17 protein-coding genes are annotated in these 13,684 nt (G+C 72.5%); 13 read left to right on the top strand and 4 right to left on the bottom strand.

Features of this window, described 5'->3' with window-relative positions; genetic code table 11:
• Window positions 1-55: 55 nt before the first annotated feature.
• The 3 genes from AB0A69_RS27905 to AB0A69_RS27895 all read left to right on the top strand — a co-directional run bounded on the left by AB0A69_RS27905 (window position 56) and on the right by AB0A69_RS27895 (window position 1,463).
• Window positions 56-412 (top strand): hypothetical protein, encoded by a 357-nt coding sequence (locus tag AB0A69_RS27905; RefSeq protein ID WP_361427757.1) that lies wholly within the window; start codon window positions 56-58, stop codon window positions 410-412.
• A 101-nt stretch (window positions 413-513) separates the two neighbouring features.
• Window positions 514-945, top strand: a complete 432-nt coding sequence (locus AB0A69_RS27900; RefSeq protein WP_361427754.1) for a protein-tyrosine phosphatase family protein — start codon at window positions 514-516, stop codon at window positions 943-945.
• Between the two features lie 164 nt (window positions 946-1,109).
• On the top strand, window positions 1,110-1,463 hold the full coding sequence (locus AB0A69_RS27895) for a hypothetical protein (protein ID WP_361427751.1): 354 nt from the start codon (window positions 1,110-1,112) through the stop codon (window positions 1,461-1,463).
• A gap of 37 nt (window positions 1,464-1,500) precedes the next feature.
• Here the strand turns inward: AB0A69_RS27895 and AB0A69_RS27890 are convergent, their stop codons facing one another.
• Both AB0A69_RS27890 and AB0A69_RS27885 read right to left on the bottom strand, forming a co-directional pair.
• Window positions 1,501-2,178, bottom strand: a complete 678-nt coding sequence (locus AB0A69_RS27890; RefSeq protein WP_361427748.1) for an SMI1/KNR4 family protein — start codon at window positions 2,176-2,178, stop codon at window positions 1,501-1,503.
• A 95-nt stretch (window positions 2,179-2,273) separates the two neighbouring features.
• Window positions 2,274-3,209: a hypothetical protein gene (locus tag AB0A69_RS27885; protein ID WP_361427745.1), complete on the bottom strand. Its 936-nt coding sequence runs from the start codon at window positions 3,207-3,209 to the stop codon at window positions 2,274-2,276.
• A 113-nt stretch (window positions 3,210-3,322) separates the two neighbouring features.
• Here AB0A69_RS27885 and AB0A69_RS27880 point away from each other — a divergent pair, with 113 nt between their 5' ends.
• The 6 genes from AB0A69_RS27880 to AB0A69_RS27855 all read left to right on the top strand — a co-directional run bounded on the left by AB0A69_RS27880 (window position 3,323) and on the right by AB0A69_RS27855 (window position 8,109).
• Window positions 3,323-3,691 carry a hypothetical protein gene (locus AB0A69_RS27880; protein WP_361427742.1) on the top strand — a complete coding sequence of 123 codons (369 nt, stop codon included), beginning with the start codon at window positions 3,323-3,325 and terminating at the stop codon, window positions 3,689-3,691.
• Between the two features lie 86 nt (window positions 3,692-3,777).
• Window positions 3,778-5,382, top strand: coding sequence for a polymorphic toxin-type HINT domain-containing protein (locus AB0A69_RS27875; RefSeq protein ID WP_361427739.1), 1,605 nt, complete (start codon window positions 3,778-3,780; stop codon window positions 5,380-5,382).
• On the top strand, window positions 5,379-5,726 hold the full coding sequence (locus AB0A69_RS27870) for a hypothetical protein (RefSeq protein ID WP_361427736.1): 348 nt from the start codon (window positions 5,379-5,381) through the stop codon (window positions 5,724-5,726). The genes AB0A69_RS27875 and AB0A69_RS27870 overlap by 4 nt, the downstream gene beginning before the upstream one ends.
• On the top strand, window positions 5,723-6,127 hold the full coding sequence (locus AB0A69_RS27865; protein ID WP_361427733.1) for a hypothetical protein: 405 nt from the start codon (window positions 5,723-5,725) through the stop codon (window positions 6,125-6,127). The genes AB0A69_RS27870 and AB0A69_RS27865 overlap by 4 nt, the downstream gene beginning before the upstream one ends.
• Before the next feature lie 8 nt (window positions 6,128-6,135).
• On the top strand, window positions 6,136-7,248 hold the full coding sequence (locus tag AB0A69_RS27860) for a hypothetical protein (RefSeq protein ID WP_361427730.1): 1,113 nt from the start codon (window positions 6,136-6,138) through the stop codon (window positions 7,246-7,248).
• A gap of 57 nt (window positions 7,249-7,305) precedes the next feature.
• Window positions 7,306-8,109 (top strand): hypothetical protein, encoded by an 804-nt coding sequence (locus tag AB0A69_RS27855; RefSeq protein ID WP_361427727.1) that lies wholly within the window; start codon window positions 7,306-7,308, stop codon window positions 8,107-8,109.
• On the opposite strand, the gene AB0A69_RS27850 is transcribed toward AB0A69_RS27855, so the two are convergent.
• The gene (locus AB0A69_RS27850) at window positions 8,096-8,479 is read right to left on the bottom strand and encodes a DUF192 domain-containing protein (RefSeq protein ID WP_361427724.1); all 384 of its coding nucleotides are present in this window, start codon (window positions 8,477-8,479) and stop codon (window positions 8,096-8,098) included. The genes AB0A69_RS27855 and AB0A69_RS27850 overlap by 14 nt on opposite strands.
• Window positions 8,480-8,567: 88 nt before the next feature.
• Here AB0A69_RS27850 and AB0A69_RS27845 point away from each other — a divergent pair, with 88 nt between their 5' ends.
• From AB0A69_RS27845 to AB0A69_RS27835, 3 genes are read left to right on the top strand one after another with little or no spacing between them, the layout of a single operon-like run.
• Window positions 8,568-9,335 carry an A24 family peptidase gene (locus AB0A69_RS27845; RefSeq protein ID WP_361427722.1) on the top strand — a complete coding sequence of 256 codons (768 nt, stop codon included), beginning with the start codon at window positions 8,568-8,570 and terminating at the stop codon, window positions 9,333-9,335.
• Window positions 9,336-9,352: 17 nt separating this feature from the next.
• The gene (locus AB0A69_RS27840; protein ID WP_361427719.1) at window positions 9,353-9,754 is read left to right on the top strand and encodes a cupin domain-containing protein; all 402 of its coding nucleotides are present in this window, start codon (window positions 9,353-9,355) and stop codon (window positions 9,752-9,754) included.
• Between the two features lie 31 nt (window positions 9,755-9,785).
• Window positions 9,786-11,288, top strand: coding sequence for a DUF2079 domain-containing protein (locus AB0A69_RS27835; protein WP_361427716.1), 1,503 nt, complete (start codon window positions 9,786-9,788; stop codon window positions 11,286-11,288).
• 257 nt (window positions 11,289-11,545) lie between these two features.
• Here the strand turns inward: AB0A69_RS27835 and mgrA are convergent, their stop codons facing one another.
• Entirely contained in the window at window positions 11,546-12,583 is a 1,038-nt protein-coding gene (mgrA, locus tag AB0A69_RS27830; RefSeq protein ID WP_361427713.1) for an L-glyceraldehyde 3-phosphate reductase, read from the bottom strand.
• A gap of 157 nt (window positions 12,584-12,740) precedes the next feature.
• Between mgrA and AB0A69_RS27825 the strand changes: the two genes are divergently transcribed.
• Window positions 12,741-13,502 carry an isoprenyl transferase gene (locus tag AB0A69_RS27825; protein WP_361427710.1) on the top strand — a complete coding sequence of 254 codons (762 nt, stop codon included), beginning with the start codon at window positions 12,741-12,743 and terminating at the stop codon, window positions 13,500-13,502.
• Window positions 13,503-13,684 lie beyond the last annotated feature (182 nt).

Raw genomic sequence — 13,684 nt, 5'->3', positions numbered from 1 at the left:
TGTTACGGGGTGATGGCGTCGCCTCGTAACATCTTTTCCGTGAGTATTAGGAAAAATGGAATTTAACAGTACTGGGTGGATCGCCCTGTTTGCGCATCGTCAAGCAAATGTCGAGGCGTGGGATCTGGTGACGCGCACGGCTCTCATCGTCGACCCCGAGCAAGGTGTCATGAGGCCCGTGACCGATTATCCGGACTTCAAGCGTCTGATCCTGGCTCACAAGGTGGTGGGTGTGGTGCCCGGCCGGGGCTACCGTGCGCATTGGCGAAACGAGCATGAAGTTCCGGAAACAGAAGAGATCCTCGGCTGGCTCGTGACTGAGCGCGGCGTGGTTGTTCCGTTCACCTCAGACGGGGCGGCAGACGACGCCGATGTGATTCTCGCGCCTGGTGAGCAGCTTCCGGAAGAGTGACGTGTTTGTCCGTGGACGGAACTCGTCGATGGTCATGGGTGGGCCGGGCCGCATCGCTGAATGCGGCCTGGTCCGTCGCCTTGGGCGGCTACGGTGAACGGGTGACCGAGACCTGGAACGCTAACGACCCCGGCGTCCTGCGGCTGCCCTCCGGGCGCCTGGTCCGAGGCCGCGGACTGCGTAAGCCGCTGCCCGCAGGGCCCACGCCGACGTACGCCGTGTACCTGCTGGGCAAGCAGCCCCCGGAGGTGCCGTGGGAAACCCGATGGCTGCGCTGGCCCGACTTCCGGCTGCCCGGCGACCGCCCCCAGGCAGCGGCCGTCCTCCGCGAGGCGTGGAAGCGCGCCGCCGACGAGCGCGTCGAGATCGCCTGCGGCGGCGGTCGCGGCCGCACCGGTACCGCGCTGGCCTGCCTCGCGGTACTCGACGGGGTCCCGGCCGACGAGGCCGTGGAGTACGTACGCCGGCACTACGACCGTCACGCCGTCGAGACGCCCTGGCAGAAGCGTTACGTCCGTCGCTTCGCCGACTGAGCGCGGCGCAGGAGGACGAGTACGAGACCGAACGCCGACCAGCGCGGTCCTCGCTGCCGACGGCCGAGCTGTAGAGGGCCGCACGGCTACGAAACCGCCTGGCCGGACGGTCCAGGCGCCGGTATCGTCCAGGTTTCCGATCCCCACGCCAGAGAGCGAAGCTCATGTCCCTCCAGCCTGCGACGACGACCCTCTGGCGCCCCACCGGCCCGAAGGAGCTCGCGCTCGTCGAGGAGCTGGAGTGGCGCGCCTGGCCGCCCCGGCTTCCGGAGCAGCCGATCTTCTATCCGGTCCTCAACGAGGACTACGCGATCCGCATCGCACGGGACTGGAACGTCAAGCACGACGGGGCCGGCTTCGTGACGCGCTTCGAGGTCGAGTCGGACTTCCTGAGCCGCTACCCGGTCCAGCAGGCCGGCGGTCGCACCATCCTGGAGCTCTGGGTTCCGGCGGAGGAGCTCGACGACTTCAACGCGCACATCGTCGGCACGATCGAGGTCGTCCACGAGTTCTACTGAGGTGTCGCACGGCGTGATGGGGAGCGCCGGTTACGCGTCAGGTCGACCCGACGGTCCGTTCGGCTTTGCGCAGCCAGTCGGTGTACCAGCGAGCGAAGGTCACCGGAGTCCCGTCGTCGTTGAGACGCGGAGCCAGGTCGACGTCGTCCGCACGACCGTCGGTCCACATGGTGCCTCGATGAGCGCCGCTGATCACCAGCCAATCGCGGCGGGCACAGCCACGGTGGCAGATGACGATGGCGCCGACGGTACGGTCGGGGTTGTACATGAGGGCGTCCCAGCGTTCGTCCCACGCCTCGATGGCGTCGTCGAACTCCTCGACTTCGTCGAAGTCGTCCTCCTCAGGGTGTTGGCCCGCCAGTTCCTCCAGCAGCTGCGGGTCGGGGCCCTGTGCGGGAAACGGCTCGGCTAGCCGGGACAGGTCTGCCAGCTCGGCGCCGTCGCCCTCCCACCGCCAGCGGCCTTGTATGCGCCGTACCGGGAACAGGCCATAGGCGGGACCAGCGCCACCCGCGCCGACACTGAGCAGGAACGTGCGGAATTCCTCCGGCAGCCGCACCTTCAGCTGCGCCTCGAGCTCTGCGAGCTCGGCGTGGCTGAGCGGCTGCTCCAGCACCCATTTGTGGCCCAAGGCCCCGAACACCTCGGTGCCTTCAGGGGAGGTCGCCAGAGCCTCGACCCGTTGACGGATGCCCGCCCACTGCTGATCAGTCATACGTAAAAGGTAGGCGCAGCCACTGACATCACGCGGACGGTGCTCTCGGAAGCCAGGCTCCCCAGTCCCGGCCGCCCCATTCCACCCGGTCCCCCTCACGTGGCGGTGCCGGAGAGCGCCGCCGCCAAGGCCTCGCGGATTTCCGCGACCATGCGGTCCGGCGTGCGGAACACCACCGAGGCCGGGTAGCGCAGGATCGTGCCCACCTCGGGGCAGGACGCCAGGTCGTTGGAGCGTTCCAGGTCGTTGCGGTGCGCCCCGGGGCTGCTGTGGAAGGCGTATCCCTCGATCTCGACCACCAGCCGCTCCCTCCGGAACAGGAAGTCCACGCGTCGCACCCGCCCCCGAGGCGTACGCAGCCACGCCTGCGGCTCCGGGCGCAGCCCCGCCTCGTGCATCCGCAGGCGCGCGAGGGTCTCGGCGGGGGAGCCGCACCGCGGTTCGGCGAGGCGCAGCAGGCGTCGTCCCGTCGCCGAGCCGCGCCGCGGCCCGGGCCCGTCGGCCGCGACTTCGGTCTCCAGCGCGGCGATCGTGGTCAGCGGCGGGCGGCTCACCCCGCCGACGGTCCGGTGGCTGAGCGCGGAGTCCGCGGCGACCACCGCCTCGTCCGGGGGCGCCGTGCGGAGCAGGTCGCCCACCGTGCGCACCGCCGCCGTCGCCCGCAGGCCGCGCCGCACCACCACCTCCGCCTCCCGCAGTGGCACCCGGTGGACGCGTACCCCGCGCCGTCTGCCCCCGGTGCCCGCACGCGGGTTCGTGAACTCGGTCTCGTAACGGAGGAGCTCGACGAGATGCAGGGCCGCGGCCGAACGGTGGCTCACCACCAGGCGCGGCTGGAGCATCTGCAGGGCCCGCAGCACCGGGCGTGCGGTCACCTCTGTGCCCGGGCGCGCCCATGCGCCGCGCACCACCGGCTGCCAGCCCTCCCCGCGCAGGACCCGGGACAGGGCGCCGCCGTGCCGGCCCGCCGCCACCGCGTGGCGGGTGAGCAGCACATCCTGTGTGGCAAGGCCGGCCAAGTCCCCCCGCATGGACGCCATCGTCCCGGGGCCGCCCCGCACGCGTCATCCCCTGTGGACAACCACGTGCCAGGGTAGAAGCGGCTGACAGACGCGACGGACGGACGAAGGGTGGACCTGCAGGCATGAGCTATCTGGTGGCGTTCGACAGCGACGAGTGGCGCGTCGGGCAGGACCTGCTCGTGGCCTCCTTGGCGGCGGAGTGGCCCGACGCCGCGGTACGCCGCAGGGAGCTGTCCGACGGGGACAAGTACGGCGACGTCGAGTGGGAGCTGCGGCGCGGCGACGCCGACCTGGAGGGCCGCTCCCACGTCGACGGGCGGTGCCTCTACCTGGACGGGGACATCGGCCTGGTCGCCGACTTCGCCCTCTGGTACCGCAAATTCGTCCCGGCCGGCATCGACCTCGTCTTCTGCGACGAGGGCTACCACTTCGACGTCACGATCGACGCCACCACGACGAGGGACGATCTGGTGGACGCCGCCGGCGAGTAGAACCGCAGGCCCCGCGCCGCGAATGAGACCGTCCCTGGGCCCCTGGGCCCAAGACTTCTGCGAGGCGCGCTCCTACCGTCGGCGGTATGTCGTGTCGTCGGGTACGGGCATGGAAGGCGTGGAGGCTGCCACGCACCGAGGCTCGGCTGCTGGGGCTGCGCCGGCGGAAAGCGGCGCAGTCCGGTCAGTCGACGTTGGAGTACGTCGGGCTGGTCGCGGTCGTCGTGGCGATCGTCGGCGCGCTGCTGGCCACCGGGCTCGGTCCGACCATCGCCGCCGAGCTGCGCACGCAGGTGTGCCGCGTCACCGGCGGCGACAACTGCGGGGGGAACACGCAGCAGCCGCAGGCGCAGGACCAGCCCGGCGACGACGGTCCCGGCGACGACGGTTCCGGGGACGACAACCCCGGCGGCCGGAAACCCGCCGCCGACGACACCGGCAAGTCGCCCGAGCAGCTCGCTTACGAGCAGGCGCTGAAGGAGCTCCAGGACGCCCAGGCCGCCGAGAAGGCGGACCGCGACAAGGCCGTCGCGGCGGCGAAGGAGCTCGCGAAGATCCTCGCCGAGGAGCTCGGCATCACCGACGCCCTGGACTGCATCACCAAGGGCGACATGGGCGCCTGCACCGACACGCTCATCAACGTCCTGACGAGCCTGATCGGCGGCGCGGTCGGCAAGCTGGCCGCGAAGTACGGGGCTCCGTGGAAGTGGAAGCAGGCCGTCGAGCTCGTCCGCAGGCTCAAGAAGCACGGCGGCGACCTCTACGACGGCCTCACCGGCCTCATCAAGAACCGCAAGAAGGTCGCCGAGGCGCAGGACAAGCTCGACGACGCCAAGAAGAAGTGGGACCCCGAGAAGCAGAAAGAGCCGAAGAAGCCCGTCACCTGTCCCGTCGGGCACAGCTTCCCGCCCGGCACCAGGGTGCTCGTCGCGGGCGGGCTCAGCGTCCCGATCGAGTCGGTACGCATCGGGGACCAGGTCCTCGCCACCGACCCGGCCACCGGCCTGACGGCCCCGCGCACCGTCACGCGCACCTTCACGACGCACGACGACAAGGAGTTCACGCGGCTGACCACGGCCGCCGGGACGGTCACCGCCACCGACACGCACCCCTTCTGGCTCAGCGACGAGGGCGGTTGGTTCGACGCGGGTGACATCCGGCCCGGTGCGGCGCTGCGCACGCCGGCCGGTGGGGTCCTGCGGGTCACGGCGGTCGAGCGCTACACGCAGCGGCAGACCACGCACGACCTGAGCGTCGCGGGCCTCCACACGTACTACGTCGCGGTCGGCGCGCGGAGCGCGTCCCTCGTCCACAACAACGACTGTGTGGACCAGGCGCTGCTCGACGAAATGAAGGAGCAGGGCGTCAAGTTCGACCCGGAGAAGGTGCTCCGGGCCGAGCGGAACGCGGACGGGAAGATCGTCTTCCTGGAGGAGGGAAACTCCCGCGCCGGCCTGAAGCACATCCTGGAGGAGCACGCGGACGACTTCGAGCGCGCCGGTGTCGCCAAGGAGGACATCCCCGACCTGGTGATGGCGGCGGCGACCAAGGGCAAGAAGGTCGGATACCAGGGCAAGGGTGAGGGCCGGCCGGTTTACGAGGTCGAGTTCAAGGGGCAGAAGCGGCGCGTGGCCGTGACCGTCGGGAACAATGGGTTTGTCGTCGGGGCGAACCCCAAGAGCGTCGGATGATGGGTGGCACGATGGTCAGCGGCAGGACGGTACGGGTGGCGGCGGACTACGACTGCCATCCGGTGTGGATCCGGTCCGACGAGGGGCTCGACAACGTCGCCCCGGCCGACCTCCCGGTGAGCCGGGAGCTGCGGGAGGACCTGGAGCGCTGGGGCGACGCCTTCGACGCCACGCTGGACCGCGACGACCCGATGGCGTCGGGCTTCCGGACGCCGCAGGACGAGGAGGCCTTCGCCGCCCGCGGCGCGGAGCTCGCCGGCCGGCTGCGGCGGGAGCTCGGCGCGGGCTGGCGGGTCACGTACTTCGACCTGCGCGACGGGCGCGACACCGACGTCGGGCCGTGAGTGGTGCGGTGCTCTACAACCTCCTGACCGTGCACCGGCCGTCCGCCGCCGGCATGGCGGCGGCGCTGGCCGGTGCGGTGGGCGTGCCCGTGACGGACGTGGACGTCGCCGACGAGGAGGCCGACCCCGAGGGCCGGAACTGGGACGCCCCCGTCCTGTGCGGCTACCAAGCGGTCCACGGAGACCTCGCGCTGTCGTGGGACGTGTACGTCTCCGACGGCGCCGTCCCCACGGCGCCCGACGAGCCGACGGCGGCCCGTCGCGTCGCGGCCGCGACCGGGACGACCGTGCTGTATCCGGCGACGGACCTGGCGAACCCCTCGGCGTGCGGCCGTCCTCGACCGCGGCTGGTGGTGGCATCGGCGGCCCCCGCACCTGCCCTGGACATAAGCGGCACATAATCGGCTGCATGCCCGAAGACAGACAGACCAGCGGGGCCGCGCCCGCCTTGTGGGGGTACGCGGCCGTACGGCTGATCGGCATGGCGGTCCTCGCCGTCGCCGCCGCCGTCACCGGCGAGGACGCCCTCCACCGGCTCAAGGGCCGCTGGGACTCCGTCTGGTACGTACGGATCGCCGAGCACGGATACGGGCACGAGGTCCGCCTCCCCGACGGAAGCCTCCACTCGGACCTGGCCTTCTTCCCGCTGCTGCCCGCCCTGGAGCGGGGTCTCGCGGCCGTGCTGCCCCTCGGGGCCGACGACGCCGGGCTCCTGGTGGCGTGGGTGGCCTCGCTCGCCGCCGCGTGGGGCGTCTACGCCGTCGGCGCCCACATCGCCGGGCGGCGCGCCGGGGTGGTGCTCGCGGTGCTGTGGGGGGTGTACCCGACGGCGTTCGTGCAGTCGATGGCGTACACCGAGTCCCTGTTCACCGCGCTCGCCGCCTGGTCGCTCCACGCCGTGCTGCGCGGCCACTGGATCCGGGCGGGCGCCCTCTGCCTCCTGGCCGGGCTCACCCGCCCCTCGGCCGCCGCGCTGATCGCCGCGCTCGGCATCACGGCGCTGGTGACGGTCGTACGCGAGCGGCGGCTCACGCTCCGGATGGCCGCCGGCGTGCTGCTCGCACCGCTGGGCTGGCTCGGGTACGTCGTCTTCGTCGCCGTACGGAAGTCCAGCCCGACCGCGTACTTCGACGTCCAGGCCGCCTGGGGCAACAGCATCGACGGCGGCGTGGCCCTCGGCCGCTTCGTCTGGCGCAACCTCACCGGGCCGCAGCCGCTCACCGGGGTCGGGCTGTGCGCGGCGCTCGCGCTGCTCGGCTGGGTGGTGTGGCTGTGCGTCCGGCAGCGCCAGCCGCTGCCCGTGCTCGTGTACGGGCTCGCGATCGTCGTCATCTCGCTCGTCGGCGCCGCGTACTTCGGCTCCCGCCCGCGCCTGATCATGCCCGCCTTCCCGCTGCTGCTCCCGGCGGCCGTCGCCCTCGCCCGGTTGCGCGACCGGAACCTGGTCCTTGTGGTGGCGGGGCTGGCGCTCGCGTCGGGGGCGTACGGGGCGTTCACGCTGCTGGGGGCCGGGCCGCCGTAGGCGCTTTGGGCCCGTGGACCCATGCGCCCGGCCGAACGGCGTTGCTAGCGTCCGCCCATGACCAGGCGTACGGAACGTACGGCACGAGCGGTGGCCGTCGCCGCCCTCGCGTCGGTGGTGCTGGCGGCGTGCGGGCCCGACGACCCGGAGAAGCCCACGGGCACGGGCAAGAACGCGAGCCCGCGTGCGAGCGCGGCCCCAGGCGCCGGAAGCTCCGGCACCCCGGAAGCCACGGCACCCGCCGACCCCGCCCCCGGCGACACCGCGAACCCCGGCGTCCCCGGCGCGTCGAAGCCCCTCACCCGGGCCGAGCTCGACCGGGCGATCCTCGCGACCGCCGACGTACCGGGCTACACCGTCGGCCCCATGGACCCGCCGCCCCCGCAGGGCGAGACGCCCGCCGAGGAGGCGTGCGCGCCGCTCACCGCCCTGCTCAACGGCAAGCCCGAGCCGGCCGCGCAGGCGTCCGCGTACCGCCAGATCACCGGCGCGAACGCCGAGAGCCGCCCGGCCGTCTCCGTGTTCCTCACCACCCACGGGAACCAGGGCGCGGCCACCGTCCTCAACCGGCTGCGCACCGCCGTGACGGCGTGCCGCGACGGCTTCACCACCACCGGACCGACCGGCCCCTCCACGTACCGGAGCGTGCGCGCGCTGCCGCCGGTGAAGGCGGGCGACGACGGCCTGGCGTACCAGCTGACGGCGGACTTCGAGGGCGATCCGGTGCCGCTGGTCTTCCACGTCGTGCGCTCCGGCGCCACGGTGGCGACCTTCTACACCGCGAACCTCGAAGGACCGAAGACGCCGGAGATGCCCGCGGCCCTGATCACCGCGCAGGCCGCCAAGCTCAGCCCTCGCTGACCGCCAGCCGGACGCCCGGGCGCACACCCCACCGCTCCATGGCCCCCGCCTCCGCCTCCAGCACGTGGCGGGCGCGCGGGCGCGGCAGGCCGAGGCGGCCGGGCGGCATGGTGGTGACGGCGAGGACGTTCAGCTCGCGGTCCAGGTACGCGACGTCGATGGCGAACCGCATCCGGAAGGTGTGGACGCTGTTGCACGGCGTCAGGAGCATGGCGCCCTCGACGCCGTCCCGGCCGAGCAGTCCGCGCCGCCGGGTGCCGTAGGAGGCCGCGACCTCGACCGGGACGGCCGCGGCGCCGCCCGCGACCGTCAACCGCGCCGTGCCGTTGCGCCACTTGGTCCTGTTCCCGGTGTTCCCCGTGTTCCCCATGGGGCAGGACCGTAGCGGTGGCCGCCGCGTACGGGAATGGGCCCACGGGCCCATGACCGGTGCCCCGCGCCGCCCTAGGGTTCGCTGCGTGTACGCCACGCTGATCGCCGTCGCCGCCCTGTGGGGCGCCGCCACCGGGCTGCTCCTGCCGCGCGCCGCGTACCGGCTGTCGGTCGAGCCGGAGGAGGCGTGGCGCGACACCTGCCCCGCCGGGCACGCCTTCACCGGACCGGCGCGCGGCTGGGTCGGCCTCGCGCGCTGCGCGCCTTGCGGCGTACCCGGTCCCGGGACCGCGGGCGTCCTGCCCACCGGAAACGCCCTCACCCTGGGTGCCGCCCTCGCGTGCGCCGTGCTCGCCGGCGCGACGGGACCGCGGCCCGAGCTCGCGGTGTGGCTGCTGCTCACGCCGTTCGCCGTGCTGCTCGCCGCCGTGGACGCGCGTGTGCACCGGCTGCCGGACCGGCTGACGCTGCCGCTCGCCGGCGCGGCCGCCGGGCTCCTCGGGATGGCCGCGCTGCTGCCCGGGCACGCCGGGTCGTGGCCCTCCGCGCTGCTCGGCGGACTCGCCCTCGGCGGCGCGTACTTCACGCTGTTCCTGATCCACCCGAACGGCATGGGCTTCGGAGACGTCAAGCTCGCGCTGTCGCTCGGGGTCGCCCTCGGGTGGTACGGCTGGGACATTCTCTTCACGGGTGCCTTCGCCGGGTTCCTCTTCGGCGCGGCGTACGGGATGGGCCTGGTGCTCCTGCGGCGGGCGAGCCGTAAGAGCGCGATCCCGTTCGGGCCGTTCATGATCGGCGGGGCACTGGTGGGGCTGCTGCTCGGCGCGTTCACCGCCTCCTCGGCACCGTGGTGACTGACAAACTGCCAGGCATGCGTACAGAACCGGTCAATGTCGCCGAAGCCCTCGCCTCCTTCGACGACGTCTACAGCCCCCGCATCGTCGCCCGCATGAACGACTACGACGTACGCGTCGCCCATGCCGCCGGTGACCACGTCTGGCACGTCCACGAGGAGACGGACGAGTTCTTCCTGGTGCTGGACGGCCGGTTCGAGATCGCCCTGCGCGACGCCGCCGCCCGCACCGAGCGGACGGTCGTGCTGCGGCGCGGCGACACCTTCGTCGTGCCGAAGGGGACGGAGCACCGGCCGTCCGCGCCGGAGGGGGCGGACATCCTGATGTTCGAGCCGTCCGGGACGGTGTCCACCGGCGACCGCCACGAGGGGGATCTGCCGGACCACGTGGACAGCACCACGGGCCACGCCCTCACCTGAGCCGCGCCGTCCGCGGCCTAGCATCCGGCGTATGCGGACATTCCCCACCCAAAAGGTCTCGCCGCCGGCCGCCGCCCCCGTCACGGTGCGCACGCCCTCCCCCCGGCTCCTCGCCTGGGGGTGGGCCGCCGCGCTGTGCGCGCTGTACGCCACCGTCGCCGTACGCCGCCACCAGCTCCTGCGCACCACCGGCTACGACCTCGGCATCTTCGAGCAGGCCGTACGGGCGTACGCCGAACTCCGCGCCCCCGTCGTGCCGTTGCGCGGCGAGGGCTTCAACCTCCTCGGCGACCACTTCCACCCGCTGCTGGCGGCCCTCGCGCCGCTCTACCGCCTGTGGCCGTCTCCGCTGTGCCTGCTCGTCGCCCAGTCCGCGCTGCTCGCCGTCGCCGTCGTCCCGCTCGCCCGCTGGGCCGCCCGCGCGCTCGGCCGCCGCGCGGCGCACGCCGTGGCCGCCGTGTACGGGCTGAGCTGGGGCATCGCGTCGGCGGCCGCCTTCGACTTCCACGAGGTCGCCCTCGCCGTACCGCTGCTCGCCTGCTCGCTCGAAGCGCTGGCCCGGCGGCGCTGGCGGGCCGCCGTCGCCTGGGCCGCGCCCCTGCTGCTGGTCAAGGAGGACCTGGGCCTCACCCTCGCCGCCATCGGCGCGTACATCGCCTGGCGCGGCGGTCCGCGGCGGCTCGGCATCGCCACCGCCTTCGTCGGGGTCGCGGGATCGGCCGTCGAGATCCTGCTCCTGCTGCCCGCCTTCCACCCCGGCGACGCGTACGCGCACGGCGGCAACCTCACCGAGGGGCACGGCTCGCTGCTCTCCACCCTCGCGCACGCCCCCCTCGACGCGCTGCGCCCCGACATCAAGGCCATGACCCTGGTCCTGGTCTTCGCGCCGTCCGCGCTGCTCGCGCTCCGCTCGCCCCTCGCGCTGATCGCCGTACCGACGCTCGCCTGGCGCATGCTGTCGCAGAACGCCTTCCACTGGGGCACGGCCTTCCACTACAGCGCCGTGCTCATGCCCGTCGTCACCGCCGGGCTGATCGACGCGCTCACCGCCTGGCGCCGCACCGCCCACCCCCTGGCCGACCGCCATGTGCGCGCCTCGCTCGCCACCGCCCTCGCCGTGACCCTCGTCATGCTGCCGTCGTTCCCGCTCGCGCTGCTCGCCCAGCGCGCGACCTGGCGTACCACCCCGCACGTCGAGGCGGCCCGCGCGCTGCTCGCGAGGATCCCGGACGGCGCGACCGTCGCCGCCTCCAACCGGCTCGTCCCGCAGCTGACCTCCCGCTGCACGGTCGTCGTCTTCCCGGCCTTCCCGGTGGCGGGGAAGCTCTACGAGTACGACAGGAAGCGCCTGCCGCGCCCCACCGCCGAGTGGATCGTCTTCGACCGCCGCCCACCCGAGGCGTGGCCGTACCGGACGGGGCACTGGCCGTACCCGATCAAGCAGCAGCTGGCCGAACTGGCCGCGGCCGAGAAGCGGTACGGCTACGAGCGCGTCGCCCGGCGGGACGGCATCACGCTCCTCCGGCGGCGGTAGCCGCGGCCCGCCGCGGGGCCGTCAACGCGGCGCCTCCGGAGCAGGGTCCCCCTTGGGGAGTACAGCCGCCGCGCCCCGCCCGCGGGCTCCCCGCCGTGTCCGCAGCGCGGTCCCGCGTTTTCGGAGCGTAGTGGCGGCCTGTCGCGGCACGCAGCACGTCTTACGAAGGGTTATGGTGGAAACCCCCCCTCGGGCCGGTCCGTATCCCCCCCACGGACCGGCCCGTTTTTCGTTCCCGCGCCGACCTGGGCCTCCGGTCAGCTGCGCGCCGCCCAGATGTTGGTGCCGGCGGTGTCGACCGCGTACGAGTCGATCTCCTTCAGCTCCTCCTCGGTGAGCGGCGCCCCGCCCAGCGCCGCGATGTTCTGCTCCAGCTGCGTCACGCTGGACGCGCCGATCAGCGCCGACGTCATCCGCTCGTCGCGCAGCACCCAGGTCAGCGCCAGCTGCGCGAGCGACTGGCCGCGGCGGCGGGCGATGTCGTCCAGGCCGCGGAGCCGGCGGACGACCTCGTCGGAGAGGAGGTTCGGGTCGAGGGACTTGCCCTGCGTGGCCCGCGAACCCTCCGGGATGCCCTTGAGGTACTTGTCGGTGAGCAGGCCCTGGGCGAGCGGCGCGAAGGCGATGCAGCCCATGCCCGCCTCCTCCAGGGTGTCGAGGAGGGCGTCCTCCTCGGTCCAGCGGTTGATCATCGAGTACGACGGCTGATGGATCAGCGCCGGAACGCCCATCTCCCGCAGCAGCCGGGCCGCCTCGGCGGTCTGCTCACTGCTGTACGAGGAGACGCCGACGTACAGCGCCTTGCCCTGCTGCACGGCGGAGGCCAGGGCGCCCATGGTCTCCTCGAGCGGGGTGTCCTTGTCGAAGCGGTGCGAGTAGAAGATGTCGACGTAGTCGAGGCCCATCCGCTTCAGCGACGCGTCGAGCGAGGACAGCAGGTACTTGCGGGAGCCCCACTCGCCGTACGGGCCGGGGTGCATCAGATACCCGGCCTTGGTCGAGACGACGATCTCGTCACGGTACGGCGCGAAGTCCTGGGCGAAGATCTTGCCGAAGTTCAGCTCGGCGGAGCCGGGCGGCGGTCCGTAGTTGTTCGCCAGGTCGAAGTGGGTCACGCCGAGGTCGAAGGCGCGGCGCAGGATCGCGCGCTGCGAGGCGAGCGTACGGTCGTCGCCGAAGTTGTGCCACAGGCCCAGCGAGACGGCGGGCAGCTTCAGGCCGCTGCGGCCGGTGCGGCGGTACTCCATGGAGTCGTAGCGGTCGGCGGCGGGTCGGTATGCGGCGGTATCAGTCACGTCTCTCTCCTTATCACGGACCTGTGACAGGCCGGGTTGGGCCGCCGTGACCCCCGCGCAGTAATGTGGCGGCCTCGGGGACGGCGGCGGTGAGCCGGAATCGATCCCCCTGGGCCGACGCCGCTGCGGGCCCGCACGCAATCGAGAGGTGAGATCGGTGAACTTGCGCGACCTGGTGTACAGGCTTTACGCACGCCGGGTCGAGGGCCGCCTCGACCACGCCCAGGTGCCGAAGCACATCGGCGTCATCCTCGACGGGAACCGGCGGTGGGCGAAGGCGTCCGGCGGCACTCCGGAACAGGGCCACAAGGCCGGCGCGAGCAAGATCCAGGAGCTGCTCGGCTGGTGCGCCGAGACGGACGTCGAGGTCGTCACCCTGTGGATGCTGTCCACCGACAACCTCAACCGGCCCGAGGAGCAGCTGGTGCCGCTGCTCGGCATCATCGAGAACGCCGTGCGCGACCTCGCCGCCGACGGCCGCTGGCGCGTCCACCACGTCGGCACGCTCGACCTGCTGCCCGCGCGGACCCAGGCCGTCCTGAAGGAGGCCGAGGAGAAGACCCGCGACCACACGGGCATACTCGTGAACGTCGCCGTGGGCTACGGCGGCCGCCAGGAGATCGCGGACGCGGTCCGCTCGCTGCTGCTGGAGCACGCGGAGAAGGGGACGAGCTTCGAGGAGCTCGCCGAGATCGTCGACGTCGAGCACATCTCCGAGCACCTCTACACCCGCGGCCAGCCCGACCCGGACCTGGTGATCCGCACCAGCGGCGAGCAGCGCCTGTCGGGCTTCATGCTCTGGCAGAGCGCCCACTCCGAGTACTACTTCTGCGAGGTCCACTGGCCGGCCTTCCGCAAGGTCGACTTCCTGCGCGCCCTGCGGGACTACGCCGCCCGCCACCGGCGCTACGGCACCTGACGCCAGCGCCGCACCACGGCACCGACACCCCGCCCCCAGGACACTCCGCGTTCACCGACGCGTCGTCATATGCCATGGCATGGACCTGCGGTAGTACGGGAATACCCCTCCCAGAGTGAGCGGCACTCAAGCCCGCTCGCCCGGGAGGCCCTTTGCACCAGGACGACCGTGCACCCCGTGTA

Origin of the sequence: Streptomyces sp. NPDC045431, from assembly GCF_040646655.1 — a bacterium.
In the GTDB taxonomy this organism is placed as follows: domain Bacteria; phylum Actinomycetota; class Actinomycetes; order Streptomycetales; family Streptomycetaceae; genus Streptomyces.
This window is presented reverse-complemented; position numbering and strand designations above follow the sequence as displayed.

Bases quoted from the DNA above. Each gene is read 5' to 3' on its own strand.
- AB0A69_RS27840 (WP_361427719.1), top strand. From the start codon at position 9,353: ATGCGTACAGAACCGGTCAATGTCGCCGAAGCCCTCGCCTCCTTCGAC.
- AB0A69_RS27905 (WP_361427757.1), top strand. From the start codon at position 56: ATGGAATTTAACAGTACTGGGTGGATCGCCCTGTTTGCGCATCGTCAA.
- AB0A69_RS27890 (WP_361427748.1), bottom strand. From the start codon at position 2,178: ATGACTGATCAGCAGTGGGCGGGCATCCGTCAACGGGTCGAGGCTCTG.
- AB0A69_RS27880 (WP_361427742.1), top strand. From the start codon at position 3,323: ATGAGCTATCTGGTGGCGTTCGACAGCGACGAGTGGCGCGTCGGGCAG.
- AB0A69_RS27860 (WP_361427730.1), top strand. From the start codon at position 6,136: ATGCCCGAAGACAGACAGACCAGCGGGGCCGCGCCCGCCTTGTGGGGG.
- AB0A69_RS27875 (WP_361427739.1), top strand. From the start codon at position 3,778: ATGTCGTGTCGTCGGGTACGGGCATGGAAGGCGTGGAGGCTGCCACGC.
- AB0A69_RS27895 (WP_361427751.1), top strand. From the start codon at position 1,110: ATGTCCCTCCAGCCTGCGACGACGACCCTCTGGCGCCCCACCGGCCCG.
- AB0A69_RS27855 (WP_361427727.1), top strand. From the start codon at position 7,306: ATGACCAGGCGTACGGAACGTACGGCACGAGCGGTGGCCGTCGCCGCC.
- AB0A69_RS27870 (WP_361427736.1), top strand. From the start codon at position 5,379: ATGATGGGTGGCACGATGGTCAGCGGCAGGACGGTACGGGTGGCGGCG.
- AB0A69_RS27885 (WP_361427745.1), bottom strand. From the start codon at position 3,209: ATGCGGGGGGACTTGGCCGGCCTTGCCACACAGGATGTGCTGCTCACC.
- AB0A69_RS27835 (WP_361427716.1), top strand. From the start codon at position 9,786: ATGCGGACATTCCCCACCCAAAAGGTCTCGCCGCCGGCCGCCGCCCCC.
- AB0A69_RS27850 (WP_361427724.1), bottom strand. From the start codon at position 8,479: ATGGGGAACACGGGGAACACCGGGAACAGGACCAAGTGGCGCAACGGC.